Consider the following 16,032-nt stretch of genomic DNA (forward strand, 5'->3'; position numbering starts at 1 on the left):
GTGTTTTTTTCTTAGCCAATAGCGTGTAATACGAACATGGCTAAGAATAAGCATGTAATGATATACATGGACGGTGCGACTTCTTTACGCTTTCCAAGAGCAACTTTCAAGATAGGATAAGCAATAAATCCGAACGCAATGCCATCAGCGATACTATATGTGAGCGGGATCATAACGATAATTAAAAACGCTGGAAATCCTTCTGAAAAGTCGTTCAGAGGAATTTGTTGAATGCTTGTAATCATCAGCCCGCCAATAATAATTAAGATTGGTGCAATGGCACTATCAGGAATTATTTTGACAAACGGAAGCGCAAACAGTGATGCGAAGAATAACAACCCTGTAACGATAGACGTCAGACCTGTTTTTCCGCCTGCAGTAATACCTGCGGCACTCTCTACTGTTGAAACGGTAGGGCTTGTGCCAAATAGACCACATGTCATTGCTGAAAGTGCATTTGCTTGGTAAGCACGTGGGAATTTACGGTCATCTTCTAATAAACCGTGCAGTAGCCCCATGTTCTCAAAAATAAGCACCATGCTTAAGGAGAATGTTGCAATCCAAAATGGCAAGGAAGAAAGTTTCCCAAATGACATAGCTCCAAACACATCGCCATAATTAGCGAATGAAAACGAACTATTTCCCATTTGACTCGTATCAACAAGACCAAACAGCCATGCAATACCAGTGCCAATTGCAATCGTCCATAAAAAGCTTCCACGTACGTTACGCGCAAATAGCACCAGTGCGACAATAAGAGTAAGTAGTGTGGCAAGAACGACAGGACTACTTAATTTCCCCATTGCAACAGCAGTATTAGGATGCGAAACGACTAAACCACCTTTTTGCAAGCCGATGAAAGCTAAAAACAACCCGATACCGACAGTGATCGCTTCCTTTAATGACTTTGGAATCGATACCGAAAGCACGCGAGCAATCGGTGTAAAAGCAGCAATTGTAAAAATAATACCGGCGATAAAAACAGCTGCCAATGCTTCTTGCCAAGTTAAACCGAGCGTATGCACAGCAGTGTACGTGAAGAATGCATTTACACCCATACCAGGGACAAGAATAGCAGGTGCATTTGCCCAAAATGCCATAAGTAGACATCCGACAAATGAACTAAAAACAGTTGCCAAAATTCCTGCCTCAAGAGGAATGCCGGCATCTGATAAGATTGACGCATTTACAATCATAATATAAACAATTGTGAAAAATGACGTGACTCCAGCTAAAATTTCTTGTTTTGGTGATGTTTGGTGTAAGTCTAATTTAAATGTTCTTTCAAGTATTCCTTTCATGTTAAACCTTCTTTTTCATATCCCTCTCCCACCCGTGATATCTCTTATGTAAGAGCTCACCGTCCTTTATTATATCAGAACATCATGTTTTTACAACAACGAAAATGATAACGGTTACTTATAAATGAGTTTATTTATAAATACGTAAAAATTGCCCGGATAGATGAAATGATTTCTAGTTCTCCTGATTGAATGGGCGGAGCTGCTTGCGCATGCAAAGTAGCATATGATGCGATCTCCCGTGGTAATTGGACAGATTCTTCAACGAGTGAGAGGGGAACAGGATTAATATTTAAATTGTAGGTACTCGCAATTGTACGAGCTTTGTCTACTGCTTGTTGCAGAGCTTGAATGAGAGCTTGCTCATAATATTTATTTGGATGAGATATTCGAAAACGTAATCCTTTTGCTACGTTTGCACCATTCGTAACGGCTATATCATATACTTCCCCTGCTTTTTGCACATTTAAAACGGTAATTTCATACAAATGCTCTACACGGTAGCCTTGTAGTAATGCTTTATCATTTACATATTCGTATTGAGGTGTAATTGTATAAGAAATGGTTTCTATATCTTTATCGGCAATACCTAGCTGTTTGAGTGCATCAAGCAATTGTTTCGATTGTATCGCATTTTCTTCTTGCGCTTGTTTTACATTTTTACTATCTGTTCGAATGCCCAGTGTTAATATGACAACATTTGGTTTTGCCTTTATAATGCCTTCTCCTTGTACAGTAATAGTAGCTTCTTTACCAGTATTTGTCGTACGGATATTATGTAAATACGGATTCATTCCACCTTGCATTTATGCTCACCATCCTTTTTTATATGTATATGTGTGAACAAAAAAGAAAATCGTATGAAAAAAGTTACATAAATGAGAATGTTGTGAGAAGAAAGCATATACAACATAGGTATTTATAGATTATAATATGTGTAAATATGATAAAAAAGGGACGAGGCTAGTGAACGAAAATAGAGAAACACTGATTTTAGATTTATCTGCATCATTTCGAAAGATGATACGTTTATTACAAAATGATATTAATACACGTTTTTCAGAGCATATGCCATATAATGAATTCTCTGTATTACGTGCGTTATTTTTAAAAAGTCCACAGATGGCTTCGCAAATTGCGAATGAAGTAAACGTAACCTCCAGTCATATTACAGCTGTAACAGATCGTCTCGTGCGAAAAGGGTTTGTTGAAAGAAAACGTTCAAATTCGGACCGTCGTATCGTATACTTAGAAATTACTGAAAACGGACGAGAAGTAACTGAAAAGCTTGAAGCTGTGCGTAAAGAATATTATAAAGAGAAATTTAAAGGTTGGAGCGACCAAGAGATAGAAATGGTTTTAGAACTATTTGGCCGCGTATTATAATAAATGAGGATAGGAAGCGAGAGCTTTCCTATCCTTTTTCTTTTGAATAAAAATATTTTGAAACTCCGATACTCTAATTAAACAGATCGGAGGAAAGATTATGAAATATATTGCTGCACTTACCATTTTACTTGGAAGTTTCTTCTGCTTTCATACATTCATGTACGCCGATACCCCTATCCAAGTGGTGCAAAAAGAAGTGAAGTACATTGAAAACGATAATACCGTCTTGTATTCGAAATTATGGGTGCGTTCTATGCAAAACGCAGTATTATTTCATCATAGCGATAATGTTCGTAATCAGGACACTCTGCGCAATGTAACAAGTTCATCACTCGTTAAAGCGAAGCAATTACCATTTAAGAGAGCATCAATGTACATTCCAAGATTATCGCAATACGTATCAAAAGCAGGGAAAGAAAATATTCAAGTGCACTACATTGCGGTGCACTATAATGTGAAAAAAGAAAATGCGTATCAATTAAGTGGCATGAACTATTTTCTGCAAGTATTTATGAAAGAGAACGGCGAATGGAAAATTGCTGAAAGTGTAGTCGCGCCGACAGAGCAAATTGTGCAAAATGGTGATGGATTTGGGATGAAAGAAGAGATGGTGTATGGAGATAGGAGAGAGAATGTGAAATAACCTCCTCTTAGTGAGGAGGTTATTTTATTTGAAATTCCAAGAGACCTTCAATCTCAATATTTTAGATAGAAGAAAATAGCTAATTATGCTTGTTCCGAATAAACCAACGTAAAAATTAAGCAACGAATGGGTCCCACCAATTATTAAACCGCCGCTAATTCCAATACAGAAAATAGCGCAGACCATAAATGTTTTTTGAAGCTTTGGATATAGTAAGAAACTACCATTCCGCTCATTGACTGAACGAACATATAAATATATACCGAGTGGTAATAGAATAATTATATTTACAATAGGTCCAATCAATGTTTTTACTGAAGGGATTTCTGTAAAGTTTGGTTCATTATGACGCACTCCATCATTATCGGTATAAGCATTTTGTGGATCATAATCAAATCTAATATGAAAATTTTCTGCTGGACCCGAAATGCGTATGTTTTCCATAACACGATGAATATTGCCATTGTCCTCATGAAAGTCAGTATTCGAGTGAACAGCGATGACCGCTGAGATAAGGGATGGAAATAACAATGGAAACATGAATATGGCTGCAGTAAGAAGTCCCTGCGAGAGAATATTCCCAGTAATTGTTCCTATACATAATGCAAGCGTATAAATAGCGATTAACACAATTAACATGTATAGAAAATAAGTATGAAATGGTGAAAATATTTGATATTTATTATGAAAAGTTGTTTTTTTCATAATGGCGAATAGTCCCCAGTTTAATACGATGATTGCTGCAATGTTGCAGATCCCAAACAACCACTTTGTTATATAGATGTGTGAACGTTTAAATGGCATAGACCATAGCAAGTCACTAGAGTTATTTTGTCTTTCCCAACCAATTAATGTACAAGCTAGAACGATAAGTACACCACCTAACAGTATGACAGGGTCTATAAGTGTTAAATCAAAGTGGTAGTGATATACATAGTTCCACTTTTTATTGTCATTTAGAAAGTATAGCTGTTGAATAGAAGCCATATAGTATTTATATGATAAAGTATAGAAGCTAACGAACCAAAACAACCATACAACATATTTACTTTGTTGATATGTTCTTAGCCATAGTGCTTTTTGAAACATAGGCCCCCTCCTTTAAAAAACTTTATAATTTGTTAGACGTGATAGTACAACATAAGTAATGATTCCAGCGAGAAGCAAACTGATATAGTAGCTAAGTAAGAAATTAAATTGATTTATTTTATAGCCACCTAGTAATGCAAAATAAATAGTTGTCCCCCATATCCATATTCGTAAATGTTTTTGGGAAATAAATACTTTTTGAGCGTTTTCATTTGGCGATCGTGTATATAAATATGTGCCAAGTAGTAAATAGAACATCGTATAGAAAATAGGAACTAGTACTGACTTAGCTGAATAATACGTATGATTTGCCGGATCTCTTAAAGTGGTTGGATCGTTTTCTTTCTTACGTGATTTTGGATCATAGTGGTAACGAATCGCATAATTATATATTGGTGCAACTATATTTGTTTTTTGATTGATTTCATGAAGTTGTTCATACAAGTTGTTATTTCTAGTATCTGTAGCATGTAAATGGTTTATTGTAAAAGTGTATACTAATGGAATAAATGTAAGCCCCATTAGAAGCCACGGAATACAAAAAACGACTTACGAAACAACGCTTCCAGTAAAAGTACCGATACATAATGCAGCTGTATATACTGCAATATAAGAGACAATTGCATAAAGAAAGTATCGATGAAATGGTCCGAATGATTGATAATCAAAATGGATTGTTGTTCTATAAATAACATACATAAGGATCCAATTTATAAGTAATGAACCTACAATACAAAATGAACCCAAAGCCCATTTTGATAAAAAAACATCTTTTCTTTTAAATGGCATCGTCATAAGTAAAGTATTAGACTGGTTACTACGTTCCCATCCCATCAATAAACAAGCTAAAGCAATGATAAGAACAGTTAACCAAAGGCTATTACTTTCCCCAAATCCAAAATAATAGAAATAATAGTACGTTCCCTTTTCTTGCAAATCGTGATATTCAGCAAGTTGTCGATCGGCTGCTCTATAGTATCCGAAAGATAAAAAATAAAGTGAACTAAAGAAAAATAGTAACGCAGCATATTTCCCGCGCTTCCAATTCCACATCCACAGCGCCTTATGAAACATACCCATCCTCCTCAAGTGTCGTAACGAAGACATCTTCAAGTGACATTGCTAGTTCTTCAATGAGTATTGGTTGCTCTTTATAGAACTTCTCCAGTGTTGTAGCCACATTTCCCTCAATTAAGATTGTATATACTTTTCCTGTTTGATTTAATATTGCTTAAGTTTTCTAGTTTTTGAGGTAGTGATCGTTCGTAAGCAACTTGGACTTTAGCAAATTGTGATTTTGCATCATCTAGTGATGTAATAGAATCTACTGTATGTCCTTTTAAAATAATGATTGTATCGGCAATTTTTTCAACTTCATCTAAATGGTGAGTGGAGATGAAAATTGTAATTTCTTTTTCTGCTACTTCTTCAACGAGAAATTGTAGAATCTGTCTTTTAACGATAGGATCAAGTCCGTTTGTCGGTTCATCTAAAATGATATATGCTGCTTTTGCAGCGAAAGCTAAAATGATCGCAAGCAGTGCTTTCATTCCTTTTGAGTAACTACGAATACGTTTGTTTGGTAAATTAAAACGTTCTAATATTTCATAAAAATATTGTTCATCAAATGCTGTATAAACTGCTTTATAAAACTTCACGATTTCCTTCACTGTATATCCGTTCAATACGTTGGTAGAATCTGGAACGTATACAACTTTTTGTTTAATTTCAGGATGCTTATGAACATCTGTATCCTCATATGTAACAGTTCCTTCATCAGGGTCTAAAATGCCGACCATCGTTCGTAATAAAGTTGTTTTCCCTGCGCCATTTCTTCCGAGCAATCCGACGATACTACCTTTTTGTAATGTGAAAGAAACATCGTCTAAAATCGTTTGGCTATCAATTGTTTTCTTCAAGTTTGTCACTTTCAGCATCTGTATTTCCTCCAATCTCTTTATAGTATGAATCTATCCAATCGTGAATTTTATCTTTCGTAATCCCAAGATAAGAGGCTTCTAGTAATAATTGATGAAATTGCTTTTCAACCATAGCGATTTTCCTTTCGTCTAATGTTGGGGTAATCGATTGGGCTACAAATGTTCCTTTTCCTCGTAATGTTTCAATAATCCCTTGTCGCTCTAATTCTTGATAAGCTTTACTTACTGTATTTGGATTTATAACGAGTAAAGAAGCAAGCTCGCGTACAGAAGGAAGCTTATCACTTGGAGCTAACATGTTTTTTAGTACGAGCTTTTTTATATTTTGAACAATTTGTTCCCATATCGGAGTGTTGCTTCTTGGATCAAGTTGAATATGCAAGAGCAATGTCTCCTTCCTGATGAGTATTAAGTGTACTACTACGTGTAATACAATATCGGCAATTACTTTATTTGTCAACTGAAAATAATAGAAAAATATGGTATTAAAAATGAATAAATTGGAAAAAATAGGTTTGATATAGAATGGAGGGTTAGTCATGAAGCGAGTTTTTGGAATACTTGTTTGTTTCATGTTATTGCTTTCTGGTACTTCAGTTAGTTTTGCGCAATCTGAGAAAACGAAGCAGGAGAAAACAGAAGAGACCGCGCCGAAGTTAGCGGAACAAGCGTCGTCAGCGATCGTAATTGAGCAAGATACCGGTAAAGTTTTGTTTGATAAAAATCCGAATGAAAAGTTACCACCTGCTAGTATGACAAAGATTATGACAATGCTTTTAATTATGGAACAAGTTGAAAAAGGAAAATTAAAACTGACAGATAAAGTGAGAGCGAGTGAACACGCAGCTTCAATGGGTGGATCACAAATCTTTCTAGAGCCTGGGGAAGAGATGACTGTTAATGAAATGTTAAAGGGTATTGCAATTGCATCTGGAAATGATGCATCTGTTGCAGTGGCCGAGCATATCGCTGGTTCAGAAGAAGGATTCGTAAATATGATGAACAAAAAAGCGAAAGATTTAGGACTGAAAAATACACATTTTCAAAATCCGACAGGTCTCCCGGCGAAAAATCATTATTCCACAGCGAATGATATGGCTATTATGGCGAAAGAATTGATGAAGTATCCACTTATTCGAAAATATACAGGTAAATATGAAGACTATTTACGTGAAAATACGGATAAGAAATTTTGGCTCGTTAATACGAATAAGCTAGTACGTTTTTATCCTGGAGTAGATGGAGTGAAAACAGGATTTACGACAGAAGCGAAATACTGTTTAACAGCATCAGCTGAAAAAAATGGAATGCGTGTCATTTCAGTTGTTATGGGAGCACCTACATCAAAAGAGCGGAACAATCAAGTAACGAAGCTGCTTGATTATGCATTTGGACAATACATGACAAAGAAATTGTATACACGTGGTGAGAAAATTAAGACTGTACAAGTAGGAAAAGGTAAGGAAGAAAAAGTAGATTTAGTTGCGTCAGACAATGTGTCTCTTCTTATGAAGAAGGGCGAAAATATGGACAAAGTTAAACAAGAAGTGATTGCTGAAAAGAAAGTGAAGGCACCGATTAAAAAAGGTGATGCACTTGGTACACTTGTTATTAAAAGAGATAAAGATGTTTTATTAAAACAAACAATTGTAGCGAAAGAAGATGTTGATGCAGCTAGCTGGTGGGAGTTATTTAAACGAAGCTTTGGGATGTTTTCAACATCAAAATAGCGGTGAAAATTTTGCCGCTTTTCTGTTCGTATCTACGGGGATAATTGCTGAAAGGTTTCACTTTATGGCGAAATAGTTCTTCTTTTGTCAGTAGGAAGGATTCTTGTTTTATATCACGAAAATCTTATGTTAAAGAATAAAGTTTGAGCATAAGGAGGAAATCGTGTGAGTCTTTCCATGCATTTAGAAGTAAAACGTGACGTCTTATGTGTGAGGCTAGAGGGTGAATTAGATCATCATACTGCTGAAGAGTTGCGAACGAAAGTAACAGATATGATTGAGACACATGGTGTTCATCATATTGTTTTGAGCCTAGAGAACTTAACATTTATGGATAGTTCAGGTTTAGGCGTTATATTAGGCCGATATAAACATGTAAAGGGATTAGGTGGGGAGATGGTTGTCTGTGCAATTTCACCGCCTGTTAAACGTTTATTTGAAATGTCAGGTCTATTCAAAATTGTTCGTTTAGAAGAAAGTGAAGCGCATGCGCTCGCGACGTTGGGGGTGGCATAGATGAGAAATGAAATGAACCTTCAATTTTCAGCGTTAAGTCAGAATGAATCATTCGCTCGTGTTACGGTAGCTGCTTTTATTGCGCAATTAGACCCGACGATGGAAGAACTAACAGAGATTAAAACAGTTGTGTCAGAAGCGGTTACAAATGCAATTATTCATGGGTATGAAGGAAATGCAGAAGGTGTTGTTTATATTTCAGTGATTTTGGAAGAAGCGATGGTGAAACTCACGATTCGAGATGAAGGGATTGGTATCTTTAACTTAGATGAAGCAAGGCAACCCCTTTTTACAACTAAACCTGAATTAGAGCGTTCCGGAATGGGATTTACTATCATGGAAAATTTTATGGATGAAGTAGAAGTTATTTCAAACGAATCTTTCGGGACAACAATCCATTTGACAAAATACTTATCAAATAGTAACGCTCTATGCAATTAAGGAGAATAGCCAATGGACATAGAGGTCAGAAATGAGAAGAAGAAACCTCAGTTAAAGGACCACGAGCTAAAAGCGTTAATTCAAAAGAGTCAAGATGGAGATCAACAAGCGAGAGATACAATCGTTCAAAGTAATATGCGTCTCGTATGGTCGGTTGTGCAGCGATTTCTTAATCGAGGATACGAACCAGACGATTTATTTCAAATTGGATGTATTGGACTCTTAAAATCGGTAGATAAATTTGATTTATCTTTCGACGTGAAATTTTCAACATATGCAGTTCCAATGATTATCGGTGAAATACAACGATTTTTACGTGACGATGGATCAGTGAAAGTAAGTAGATCTTTAAAAGAAACAGGAAACAAAGTCCGAAAGATGAGAGACGAGCTTTCGAAGGAATTTGGAAGGGCTCCAACGATTAATGAGGTAGCAGAGGCTCTTGAACTAACGCCGGAAGAAGTTGTTCTGGCGCAAGAAGCGAGTCGTGCTCCTGCGTCGATACATGAAACTGTGTATGAAAACGATGGAGATCCAATTACTATTTTAGATCAAATTGCAGATCAATCGGAAACGAAATGGTTTGATAAAATTGCTTTAAAAGAAGCAATTAGAGAATTGGATGAACGAGAACGGCTAATTGTGTATTTGCGCTATTATAAAGACCAAACCCAATCAGAAGTAGCGGAGCGCATAGGCATTTCGCAAGTACAAGTTTCAAGACTTGAAAAGAAAATATTAAAACAGATGAAAGATCGAATAGATGAATAGCCATCTATTCGATTTTTTTTGTTGTAACGTATGGTTGGTCGATTGCAGCAGCGTTTCTTATAGTTGCGATAGTCATTAGTCTGAAGAAATGGAATGCACAAATACATTCAGACTCTGCCCAGCTTGAAAAAGAATGGAAGGACCGAGGTGTTTCATGATGAGCGGATCAGCGATTATGATGATGGTTATAGGTATGGTAGTCATTTGGGGAGGACTTGCATTAAGTATTGCAAATTTATTTAAGAAAAAGGCATAAGCTAAAAAACATCTGTACCGAAATGGTACAGATGTTTTTTTTATGAAAAAATTGTATTAGAAAAAATTCCAATAACCATACTACAACTACGAGGAAGAGTGAAGGAGTGAATGGAAATTGGAAGGAACGATTTATATTAAAATGCGCAATCGCTTAAAAGTGTCTCCTACGTATGAAGTAAAGCTGAGCGATGTTGCTCAACTTGCCGGAGATTCTTTGGTAGTTGAGTCGTTACAAAATGAGATAGTCTACAAAATAACAGCGCATGATAAAACACATGTTGTAATTGATGTTATGAAAGTGATTGAGATTATTCAACAAAAAGCGGCTCACATACAAATTAATTTACTTGGTTCTGGACAAACTCTTGTTGAAATTATATACGAAAAAAAGAAAGTGCATCCGGTTTTCTTCGGACTTGTATGGTTGTTACTTTTCATTGGAGCGGCCCTTGCAATCATTTATTTCCATGAAGATGTAAGTATGCAACAAGTACACCAACGGTTATATTACATGATTACTGGAGAATTTAAGGCGCAACCACTTTTATTTCAAATTCCTTATTCATTAGGTCTTGGATTAGGTATGGTCTTATTTTTTAATCATGTATTTCAAAAGAGAATTAATGAAGAGCCGAGCCCGTTAGAAGTTGAGATGTTTCAATATCAGCAGTCGCTTGATCAATATGTAATTGTGCATGAAAACAAGGATAATATGAAACAGATTGCTGATGATTGAGTGTGCATTTGTTATATTAATTGGTTTAGCTGGAGGGATTGCAGTAGGTAGCGGATATGTCGCGTTTTTAGCTGTACTTGGTATAATCCCGCGCTTGGCTCAATTAACGAGAAGTGGAAAGCATATTCAATATTTTGAGTGGGCGGTCATTGCAGGTACTTTAACAGGGGCTTGGTGTAGTTTGAAAAATATTACATTTCAAACGTCACAATATTGGCTTGTTATATTAGGGATATTTTGTGGCACATTCATTGGAATGCTCGCTGCGGCGTTAACGGAAGTATTAAACGTTTTACCTATTTTAGCGAAACGAGTAAGGGTAGAGGGGAAAATTGTTGTTTTACTGGTTGCTCTTGTACTTGGGAAAGTAATAGGCTCGTTGTTTCACTGGATTTATTTCGTAAAGTAGGAGGCAATATATATGGCAGGGCGAAAATTGAAGGACGATTACATAAATAAAGTGAAGGAGTACCATCCAAAACCGAACTATTTCATAAATTGTGTGAAGGCATTTCTTGTTGGTGGACTCATTTGTACGGTGGGAGAAGTGTTGATGAAATTTTATATACATTACTTTCACTTTAGTGAGCAAGAGGCAGGAAACCCTACAGTTGCAACTCTTGTTTTACTATCAGCGATTTTAACAGGGTGTGGTGTATATGATACAATCGGGCAGTTTTCTGGAGCGGGATCAGCAGTACCAGTTACTGGATTTGCGAATTCTATGGCGAGTGCCGCACTAGAACATAGGAGTGAAGGGATTGTTCTAGGAATCGCTACTAACATGTTTAAGCTTGCAGGAAGTGTCATTGTATTTGGAGTCGTCGGTGCATACATTATCGGGTTAATAAGATATACATTTCAAATTTTAATGTCTTAAAGGAGGGGTGGGTATGAGATTGACAGGAAAACAAACGTGGGTATTTCAAAATGATATCTTCGTGAATGCAACTGGTACTGCTGTCGGTCCGAAAGAAGCTGAAGGCCCTCTTGGAAAGGATTTTGATATTTCATATTCTGACTTACATTGCGGAGAGGAAAACTGGGAACTTGCTGAACGAAGGTTAATGTCAGACTCGGTTCAACAAGCGATGCAAAAAGGGAATATAAAAAAATCACAAATTGATTTCTTTTTAGCGGGAGATTTATTAAACCAAACAGTGACAGCAAATTATGTTGCTCGTGAGTATGGTATTCCTTTTTTAGGGATGTTCAGCGCTTGTGCGACGTCAATGGAAACTTTGGCGATTGGATCAGCTTTTATAGATGGTGGATTTGCGAATCGTATTTTAGCTACAGTAAGTAGTCATAATGCGACGGCTGAAAGACAGTTTCGTTCCCCAACAGAATACGGAGGACAAAAGCCAGGGACAGCAAACTCAACTGTTACTGGAGCAGGGTCAATATTGATTAGCAATGAGAAGAGTGCAATTAAAATAACAGCAGCAACAATCGGCAAAGTACAAGATTTAGGAATTGCTAATCCTTTAGATATGGGATCAGCGATGGCACCAGCTGCTGCTCATACAATTCAACAGCATTTTGAAGATTTGAGAAGAAGTGCAGCTGATTATGATCTTATTGTTACTGGTGATTTATCAGCTGTTGGGACACCAATTACGAGACAACTTTTACTTGAGGAAGGATATGATTTGGGGAATGTATACAACGATTGTGGATTAATGATTTACAATTCAAATCAAGAAGAAGTGTTTGCAGGGGGCAGTGGTTGTGCTTGTTCAGCTGTTGTAACATACGGCCATTTATTGCGTGAAATGCAAAAGGGGAATTTACAACGAATTTTTGTCGTTGCAACTGGAGCTCTATTAAGCCCCATGATGATGCAGCAAAAGGAAACGATTCCAACGATTGCGCATGGTGTTGTGTTTGAAAGTGTTAAAGGAGAGTGAATTGTGGATTTTATATACGCATTTCTTGTAGGAGGAGCTATTTGTGTAATTGGACAAGTGTTGCTAGATTTCGCAAAGTTAACACCGGCACATTTAATGGCAACTTTTGTAGTCGTCGGAGCTATTTTAGACGGATTCGGATTGTACGATAAGCTTATAAAATTTGCAGGTGCTGGGGCAACGGTCCCTATTACAAGTTTTGGACACTCACTATTGCATGGGGCAATGCATGCGGCAGAAAAACATGGATATTTAGGAATTGGAATCGGTATGTTTAGCTTAACGTCTGCGGGGATTTCAGCAGCGATATTATTTTCATTTTTTGTTGCACTTATATGTAAACCGAAAGGATAAATCAAATGAGACGAAGGGTTGTTTTGGTCACAGATGGAGATGAATATGCAAAGCGGACAATTGAGCTGTTAACAAAGGAATTTGGGGGAAGGTGTATTTCGGCATCGCAAAGTAATCCGACCAAATTGACAGGGAAGAAAGTTGTTGAGCTTATTATGCAAACGCCATATGACCCTGTATTTGTCATGTTTGATGACAGCGGATTTATAGGAGAAGGATCTGGTGAAAAGGCGTTAAAGTATGTCGCAACACATAAACAAGTTGATGTACTGGGTATTTTAGCAGTAGCATCTAATACACATCATTGGGAATGGGCGCGTGTAGATGTAAGTGTAGATCGGAATGGGAATTTGACAGAATACGGCGTTGATAAATTTGGACTCCCAGATGGTGAAGTTGGCAGGATTAGTGGGGATACGATTTATTGTTTAGATGGTCTGAATGTTCCTGTCATTGTGGGGGTCGGTGATATTGGTAAGATGTGCGGAAATGATGAATGGGAGAGAGGATCACCTATTACTAGAAAAGCGATTCAATTAATTTTGGAAAGGAGTGGGTTTTATGACGAAGCCTAAAAAAGTGAATATCCCGATTTCATCTTTTTTAAGTGATAATGAAAATTACTTAAAGCAAACAGTTGGACTGGGTGTTACATACGATGTTGGTATTCGTAAATTTCAAATTTTAAATAAAGAAATTGGTGTGTTATTTGTAAATGGACTTTGTGATACGAATTATATTATCCCTATTTTAGAAGAAGCGGTGGATACAAATGAAATAAGGGATGTAGAAGAAGATACAGTAAAGCTTTTAGAGAATCGTTTAATTCATCAACAAGTAAGTAAAGTGAAAACGATGGATGAGGTAATGCTCCAAGTATTATCGGGACTCATTGTTATATTTGTGGAAGGTGAAACGGAAGCGTTCGCAATAGATGTTCGTAGTTATCCGGGCCGGACACCGACAGAACCAGATACAGAAAAGGTAGTACGCGGTGCAAGGGATGGCTTTGTTGAAAATATCGTTGTAAATACAGCGTTAATTCGTAGAAGAATACGCGATCCACGTCTTCGAAATGAAATGATTCGAGTCGGAGATAGATCGCAAACGGATATTTGTATTACATACGTTCAAGATGTTGCAAATCCAGATTTAGTAAAGATTATAAAACAAGAATTAAATAACATTGATGTAGACGGGATTACGATGGCGGATAAAACAGTAGAAGAATTTGTAGTTAAACAAGGTTATAATCCATTCCCGCTTATTCGATACACAGAAAGACCAGATGTAGCAGCAAATCATCTATTAGAAGGACATGTGTTAGTACTCGTTGACACATCACCAAGTGTTATGATCACTCCAACAACATATTTCCACCATTTACAGCATGCAGAAGAGTTTAGACAAAATCCAGCTGTAGGTACATTTTTACGTTGGGTACGTTTTTTAGGTGTTATATTTTCGCTGTTCTTACTGCCATTTTGGTTAGTTTTTGTTTTTAATCCAACTCTTTTACCGGAAAGTCTTGCTTTCATTGGACCGAATAAAATGACGCATTTACCGATTTTATTACAAATTTTGATGGCGGAAATCGGGCTCGAGTTTTTAAGGATGGCTGCCATTCATACACCGACATCATTGTCGTCTGCAGCAGGATTAATTTCTGCCATATTAATTGGTCAAATTGCAATTGATGTAGGTTTGTTTGTACCAGAAGTTATTTTATACGTAGCAGTTTCTATGATCGGTGCATATGCTACGCCGAGTTATGAACTAGGGCTTGGGAATAAGATAGGGAAATTGTTTGTAATTATTTTAACAGGCATATTTCATGAAATGGGATTTGTCATTGGAATGACGATGTTGATTCTGTTTTTAACATCTATAAGAAGTTTGCAAACACCATATTTATGGCCGTTTTTACCGTTTGATTGGGGCGCGTTAACGAAAATTTTACTTCGTCCAACTATGTCTAGTTTAAAGGTTCGTCCAAGTATTGTAAGACCTCAAAATGTGCGAAGACAAAAATAAGCGGGGTTATGCTCCTGCTTATTTTTTATTGAAAATTTATTATTTTTTTAACAAAAATAATAAATTTTTTTTGTACAATTAGAGTAGATATTGTGTATGGAAGGGGAAGAGGACATGATTAAATTATTTGTAAGTGATTTAGATGATACGCTCGTTTACAATGTGAATGATATGCAAAAAGAAGATGAACGAGCGCTTTGTTGGCTAGCTGAAAAAGGGACAAATATTTGTTTTGCCTCTGGCCGTTTTACTCACCGAATTGATGAGGCGGTAAAAAAGTTTTCGTTCCCGTATTACACAACTAGTTTAAATGGAGCGACAATGATACTACCGGATGGAAAAGTATTTCATGAATCGAGTTTTGAAGATGGGGTTGCCCAGGAAATATATCGATATATACATAAAAAGGGACTAGCAGATATTGTTTGTGCAAATGAGCAGCGATATACAAAAAGGAAGAATGAACATCACCATACTTTTGAAGAGTATATGGGAGTGCATATTGCTGAAATCGAAGAATTAGAAGAGGAATTTGGGAAGACTGTACATCCTGCGAAATTATTTGTTTTTGGAGAAGAAGAAAAAATTGTAGCATTAGATCAAGAGCTGAGAGATACATTTCATAGCGAAGCGGAAGTCTTTATATCGGGTAAGCGCTATGTTGACATTATGCCAAGAGGTGTAAGTAAAGGAAGCGCTCTGAAGCGATTAATGGAACATTTACAAATTGAAGCAAATGAAGTTGCATGTATTGGAGATTCTTTCAATGATATTTCTATGTTTGAAGTAACCCCGCACTCCTTCACCCTCCATCATGCTCATCCGTATGTGAAGGAGAAAGCAAATCATGTTGTTCGTTCGGTTGAAGAAGCTATTATGAAATTACCGTTACTTGTATAAAAAAGAAGCTCGTCACTGGC

19 protein-coding genes and 2 pseudogenes are annotated in these 16,032 nt (G+C 36.7%); 15 read left to right on the forward strand and 6 right to left on the reverse strand.

Features of this window, described 5'->3' with window-relative positions:
* Nucleotides 1–11: 11 nt before the first annotated feature.
* Entirely contained in the window at nucleotides 12–1,301 is a 1,290-nt protein-coding gene (locus tag MKX77_RS04490; protein WP_341305926.1) for an NCS2 family permease, read from the reverse strand.
* A gap of 134 nt (nucleotides 1,302–1,435) precedes the next feature.
* Nucleotides 1,436–2,107, reverse strand: a complete 672-nt coding sequence (locus MKX77_RS04495) for an SIMPL domain-containing protein (protein ID WP_193645012.1) — start codon at nucleotides 2,105–2,107, stop codon at nucleotides 1,436–1,438.
* A gap of 160 nt (nucleotides 2,108–2,267) precedes the next feature.
* Here MKX77_RS04495 and MKX77_RS04500 point away from each other — a divergent pair, with 160 nt between their 5' ends.
* Together MKX77_RS04500 and MKX77_RS04505 are read left to right on the forward strand one after the other, a co-directional pair.
* Nucleotides 2,268–2,687, forward strand: coding sequence for a MarR family winged helix-turn-helix transcriptional regulator (locus MKX77_RS04500; protein WP_341305927.1), 420 nt, complete (start codon nucleotides 2,268–2,270; stop codon nucleotides 2,685–2,687).
* Nucleotides 2,688–2,787: 100 nt separating this feature from the next.
* A complete protein-coding gene (locus MKX77_RS04505) occupies nucleotides 2,788–3,333 on the forward strand; it encodes a hypothetical protein (RefSeq protein WP_341305928.1) in 546 nt (181 codons plus the stop codon).
* Nucleotides 3,334–3,357: 24 nt separating this feature from the next.
* On the opposite strand, the gene MKX77_RS04510 is transcribed toward MKX77_RS04505, so the two are convergent.
* The 4 genes and pseudogenes from MKX77_RS04510 to MKX77_RS04525 all read right to left on the reverse strand — a co-directional run bounded on the left by MKX77_RS04510 (nucleotide 3,358) and on the right by MKX77_RS04525 (nucleotide 6,744).
* Nucleotides 3,358–4,422: an ABC transporter permease subunit gene (locus tag MKX77_RS04510; protein ID WP_215554078.1), complete on the reverse strand. Its 1,065-nt coding sequence runs from the start codon at nucleotides 4,420–4,422 to the stop codon at nucleotides 3,358–3,360.
* Between the two features lie 12 nt (nucleotides 4,423–4,434).
* Nucleotides 4,435–5,496 (reverse strand): annotated as a pseudogene (locus MKX77_RS04515) (ABC transporter permease).
* A pseudogene (locus MKX77_RS04520) lies at nucleotides 5,486–6,359 on the reverse strand (ABC transporter ATP-binding protein). The pseudogenes MKX77_RS04515 and MKX77_RS04520 overlap by 11 nt, the downstream one beginning before the upstream one ends.
* Complete coding sequence (locus MKX77_RS04525) at nucleotides 6,325–6,744, reverse strand: GntR family transcriptional regulator (protein ID WP_341305929.1); 420 nt, start codon at nucleotides 6,742–6,744, stop codon at nucleotides 6,325–6,327. Before MKX77_RS04525 ends, MKX77_RS04520 begins: the two are co-directional and overlap by 35 nt.
* Nucleotides 6,745–6,901: 157 nt before the next feature.
* Here MKX77_RS04525 and dacF point away from each other — a divergent pair, with 157 nt between their 5' ends.
* The 13 genes from dacF to MKX77_RS04590 all read left to right on the forward strand — a co-directional run bounded on the left by dacF (nucleotide 6,902) and on the right by MKX77_RS04590 (nucleotide 16,012).
* The gene (dacF, locus tag MKX77_RS04530; protein WP_341305930.1) at nucleotides 6,902–8,092 is read left to right on the forward strand and encodes a serine-type D-Ala-D-Ala carboxypeptidase DacF; all 1,191 of its coding nucleotides are present in this window, start codon (nucleotides 6,902–6,904) and stop codon (nucleotides 8,090–8,092) included.
* Nucleotides 8,093–8,257: 165 nt separating this feature from the next.
* The gene (gene spoIIAA / locus MKX77_RS04535; protein WP_002088460.1) at nucleotides 8,258–8,608 is read left to right on the forward strand and encodes an anti-sigma F factor antagonist; all 351 of its coding nucleotides are present in this window, start codon (nucleotides 8,258–8,260) and stop codon (nucleotides 8,606–8,608) included.
* Nucleotides 8,609–9,049, forward strand: coding sequence for an anti-sigma F factor (gene spoIIAB / locus MKX77_RS04540; protein WP_001243400.1), 441 nt, complete (start codon nucleotides 8,609–8,611; stop codon nucleotides 9,047–9,049). It begins immediately after the preceding gene.
* Nucleotides 9,050–9,061: 12 nt separating this feature from the next.
* Nucleotides 9,062–9,820, forward strand: coding sequence for an RNA polymerase sporulation sigma factor SigF (gene sigF / locus MKX77_RS04545; RefSeq protein WP_341305931.1), 759 nt, complete (start codon nucleotides 9,062–9,064; stop codon nucleotides 9,818–9,820).
* Between the two features lie 157 nt (nucleotides 9,821–9,977).
* Nucleotides 9,978–10,076 carry a methionine/alanine import family NSS transporter small subunit gene (locus MKX77_RS04550; protein WP_000016829.1) on the forward strand — a complete coding sequence of 33 codons (99 nt, stop codon included), beginning with the start codon at nucleotides 9,978–9,980 and terminating at the stop codon, nucleotides 10,074–10,076.
* Nucleotides 10,077–10,193: 117 nt separating this feature from the next.
* Nucleotides 10,194–10,814 (forward strand): stage V sporulation protein AA, encoded by a 621-nt coding sequence (locus tag MKX77_RS04555; RefSeq protein WP_341305932.1) that lies wholly within the window; start codon nucleotides 10,194–10,196, stop codon nucleotides 10,812–10,814.
* Complete coding sequence (gene spoVAB / locus MKX77_RS04560; RefSeq protein WP_341307929.1) at nucleotides 10,807–11,223, forward strand: stage V sporulation protein SpoVAB; 417 nt, start codon at nucleotides 10,807–10,809, stop codon at nucleotides 11,221–11,223. The genes MKX77_RS04555 and spoVAB overlap by 8 nt, the downstream gene beginning before the upstream one ends.
* 12 nt (nucleotides 11,224–11,235) lie before the next feature.
* Nucleotides 11,236–11,694, forward strand: a complete 459-nt coding sequence (gene spoVAC / locus MKX77_RS04565; protein WP_341305933.1) for a stage V sporulation protein AC — start codon at nucleotides 11,236–11,238, stop codon at nucleotides 11,692–11,694.
* Nucleotides 11,695–11,707: 13 nt separating this feature from the next.
* The gene (spoVAD, locus tag MKX77_RS04570) at nucleotides 11,708–12,724 is read left to right on the forward strand and encodes a stage V sporulation protein AD (RefSeq protein WP_341305934.1); all 1,017 of its coding nucleotides are present in this window, start codon (nucleotides 11,708–11,710) and stop codon (nucleotides 12,722–12,724) included.
* A gap of 3 nt (nucleotides 12,725–12,727) precedes the next feature.
* Nucleotides 12,728–13,078, forward strand: a complete 351-nt coding sequence (gene spoVAE / locus MKX77_RS04575) for a stage V sporulation protein AE (protein WP_000345912.1) — start codon at nucleotides 12,728–12,730, stop codon at nucleotides 13,076–13,078.
* Between the two features lie 5 nt (nucleotides 13,079–13,083).
* Entirely contained in the window at nucleotides 13,084–13,653 is a 570-nt protein-coding gene (locus tag MKX77_RS04580) for a stage V sporulation protein AE (RefSeq protein ID WP_002111611.1), read from the forward strand.
* Nucleotides 13,640–15,112 (forward strand): spore germination protein SpoVAF, encoded by a 1,473-nt coding sequence (gene spoVAF, locus MKX77_RS04585; RefSeq protein ID WP_341305935.1) that lies wholly within the window; start codon nucleotides 13,640–13,642, stop codon nucleotides 15,110–15,112. The genes MKX77_RS04580 and spoVAF overlap by 14 nt, the downstream gene beginning before the upstream one ends.
* Nucleotides 15,113–15,208: 96 nt before the next feature.
* A complete protein-coding gene (locus MKX77_RS04590) occupies nucleotides 15,209–16,012 on the forward strand; it encodes a Cof-type HAD-IIB family hydrolase (protein WP_341305936.1) in 804 nt (267 codons plus the stop codon).
* Nucleotides 16,013–16,032 lie beyond the last annotated feature (20 nt).

Source organism: Bacillus sp. FSL R9-9410 (assembly GCF_038050385.1).
GTDB classification, from domain to species: Bacteria; Bacillota; Bacilli; order Bacillales; family Bacillaceae_G; genus Bacillus_A; species Bacillus_A cereus_U.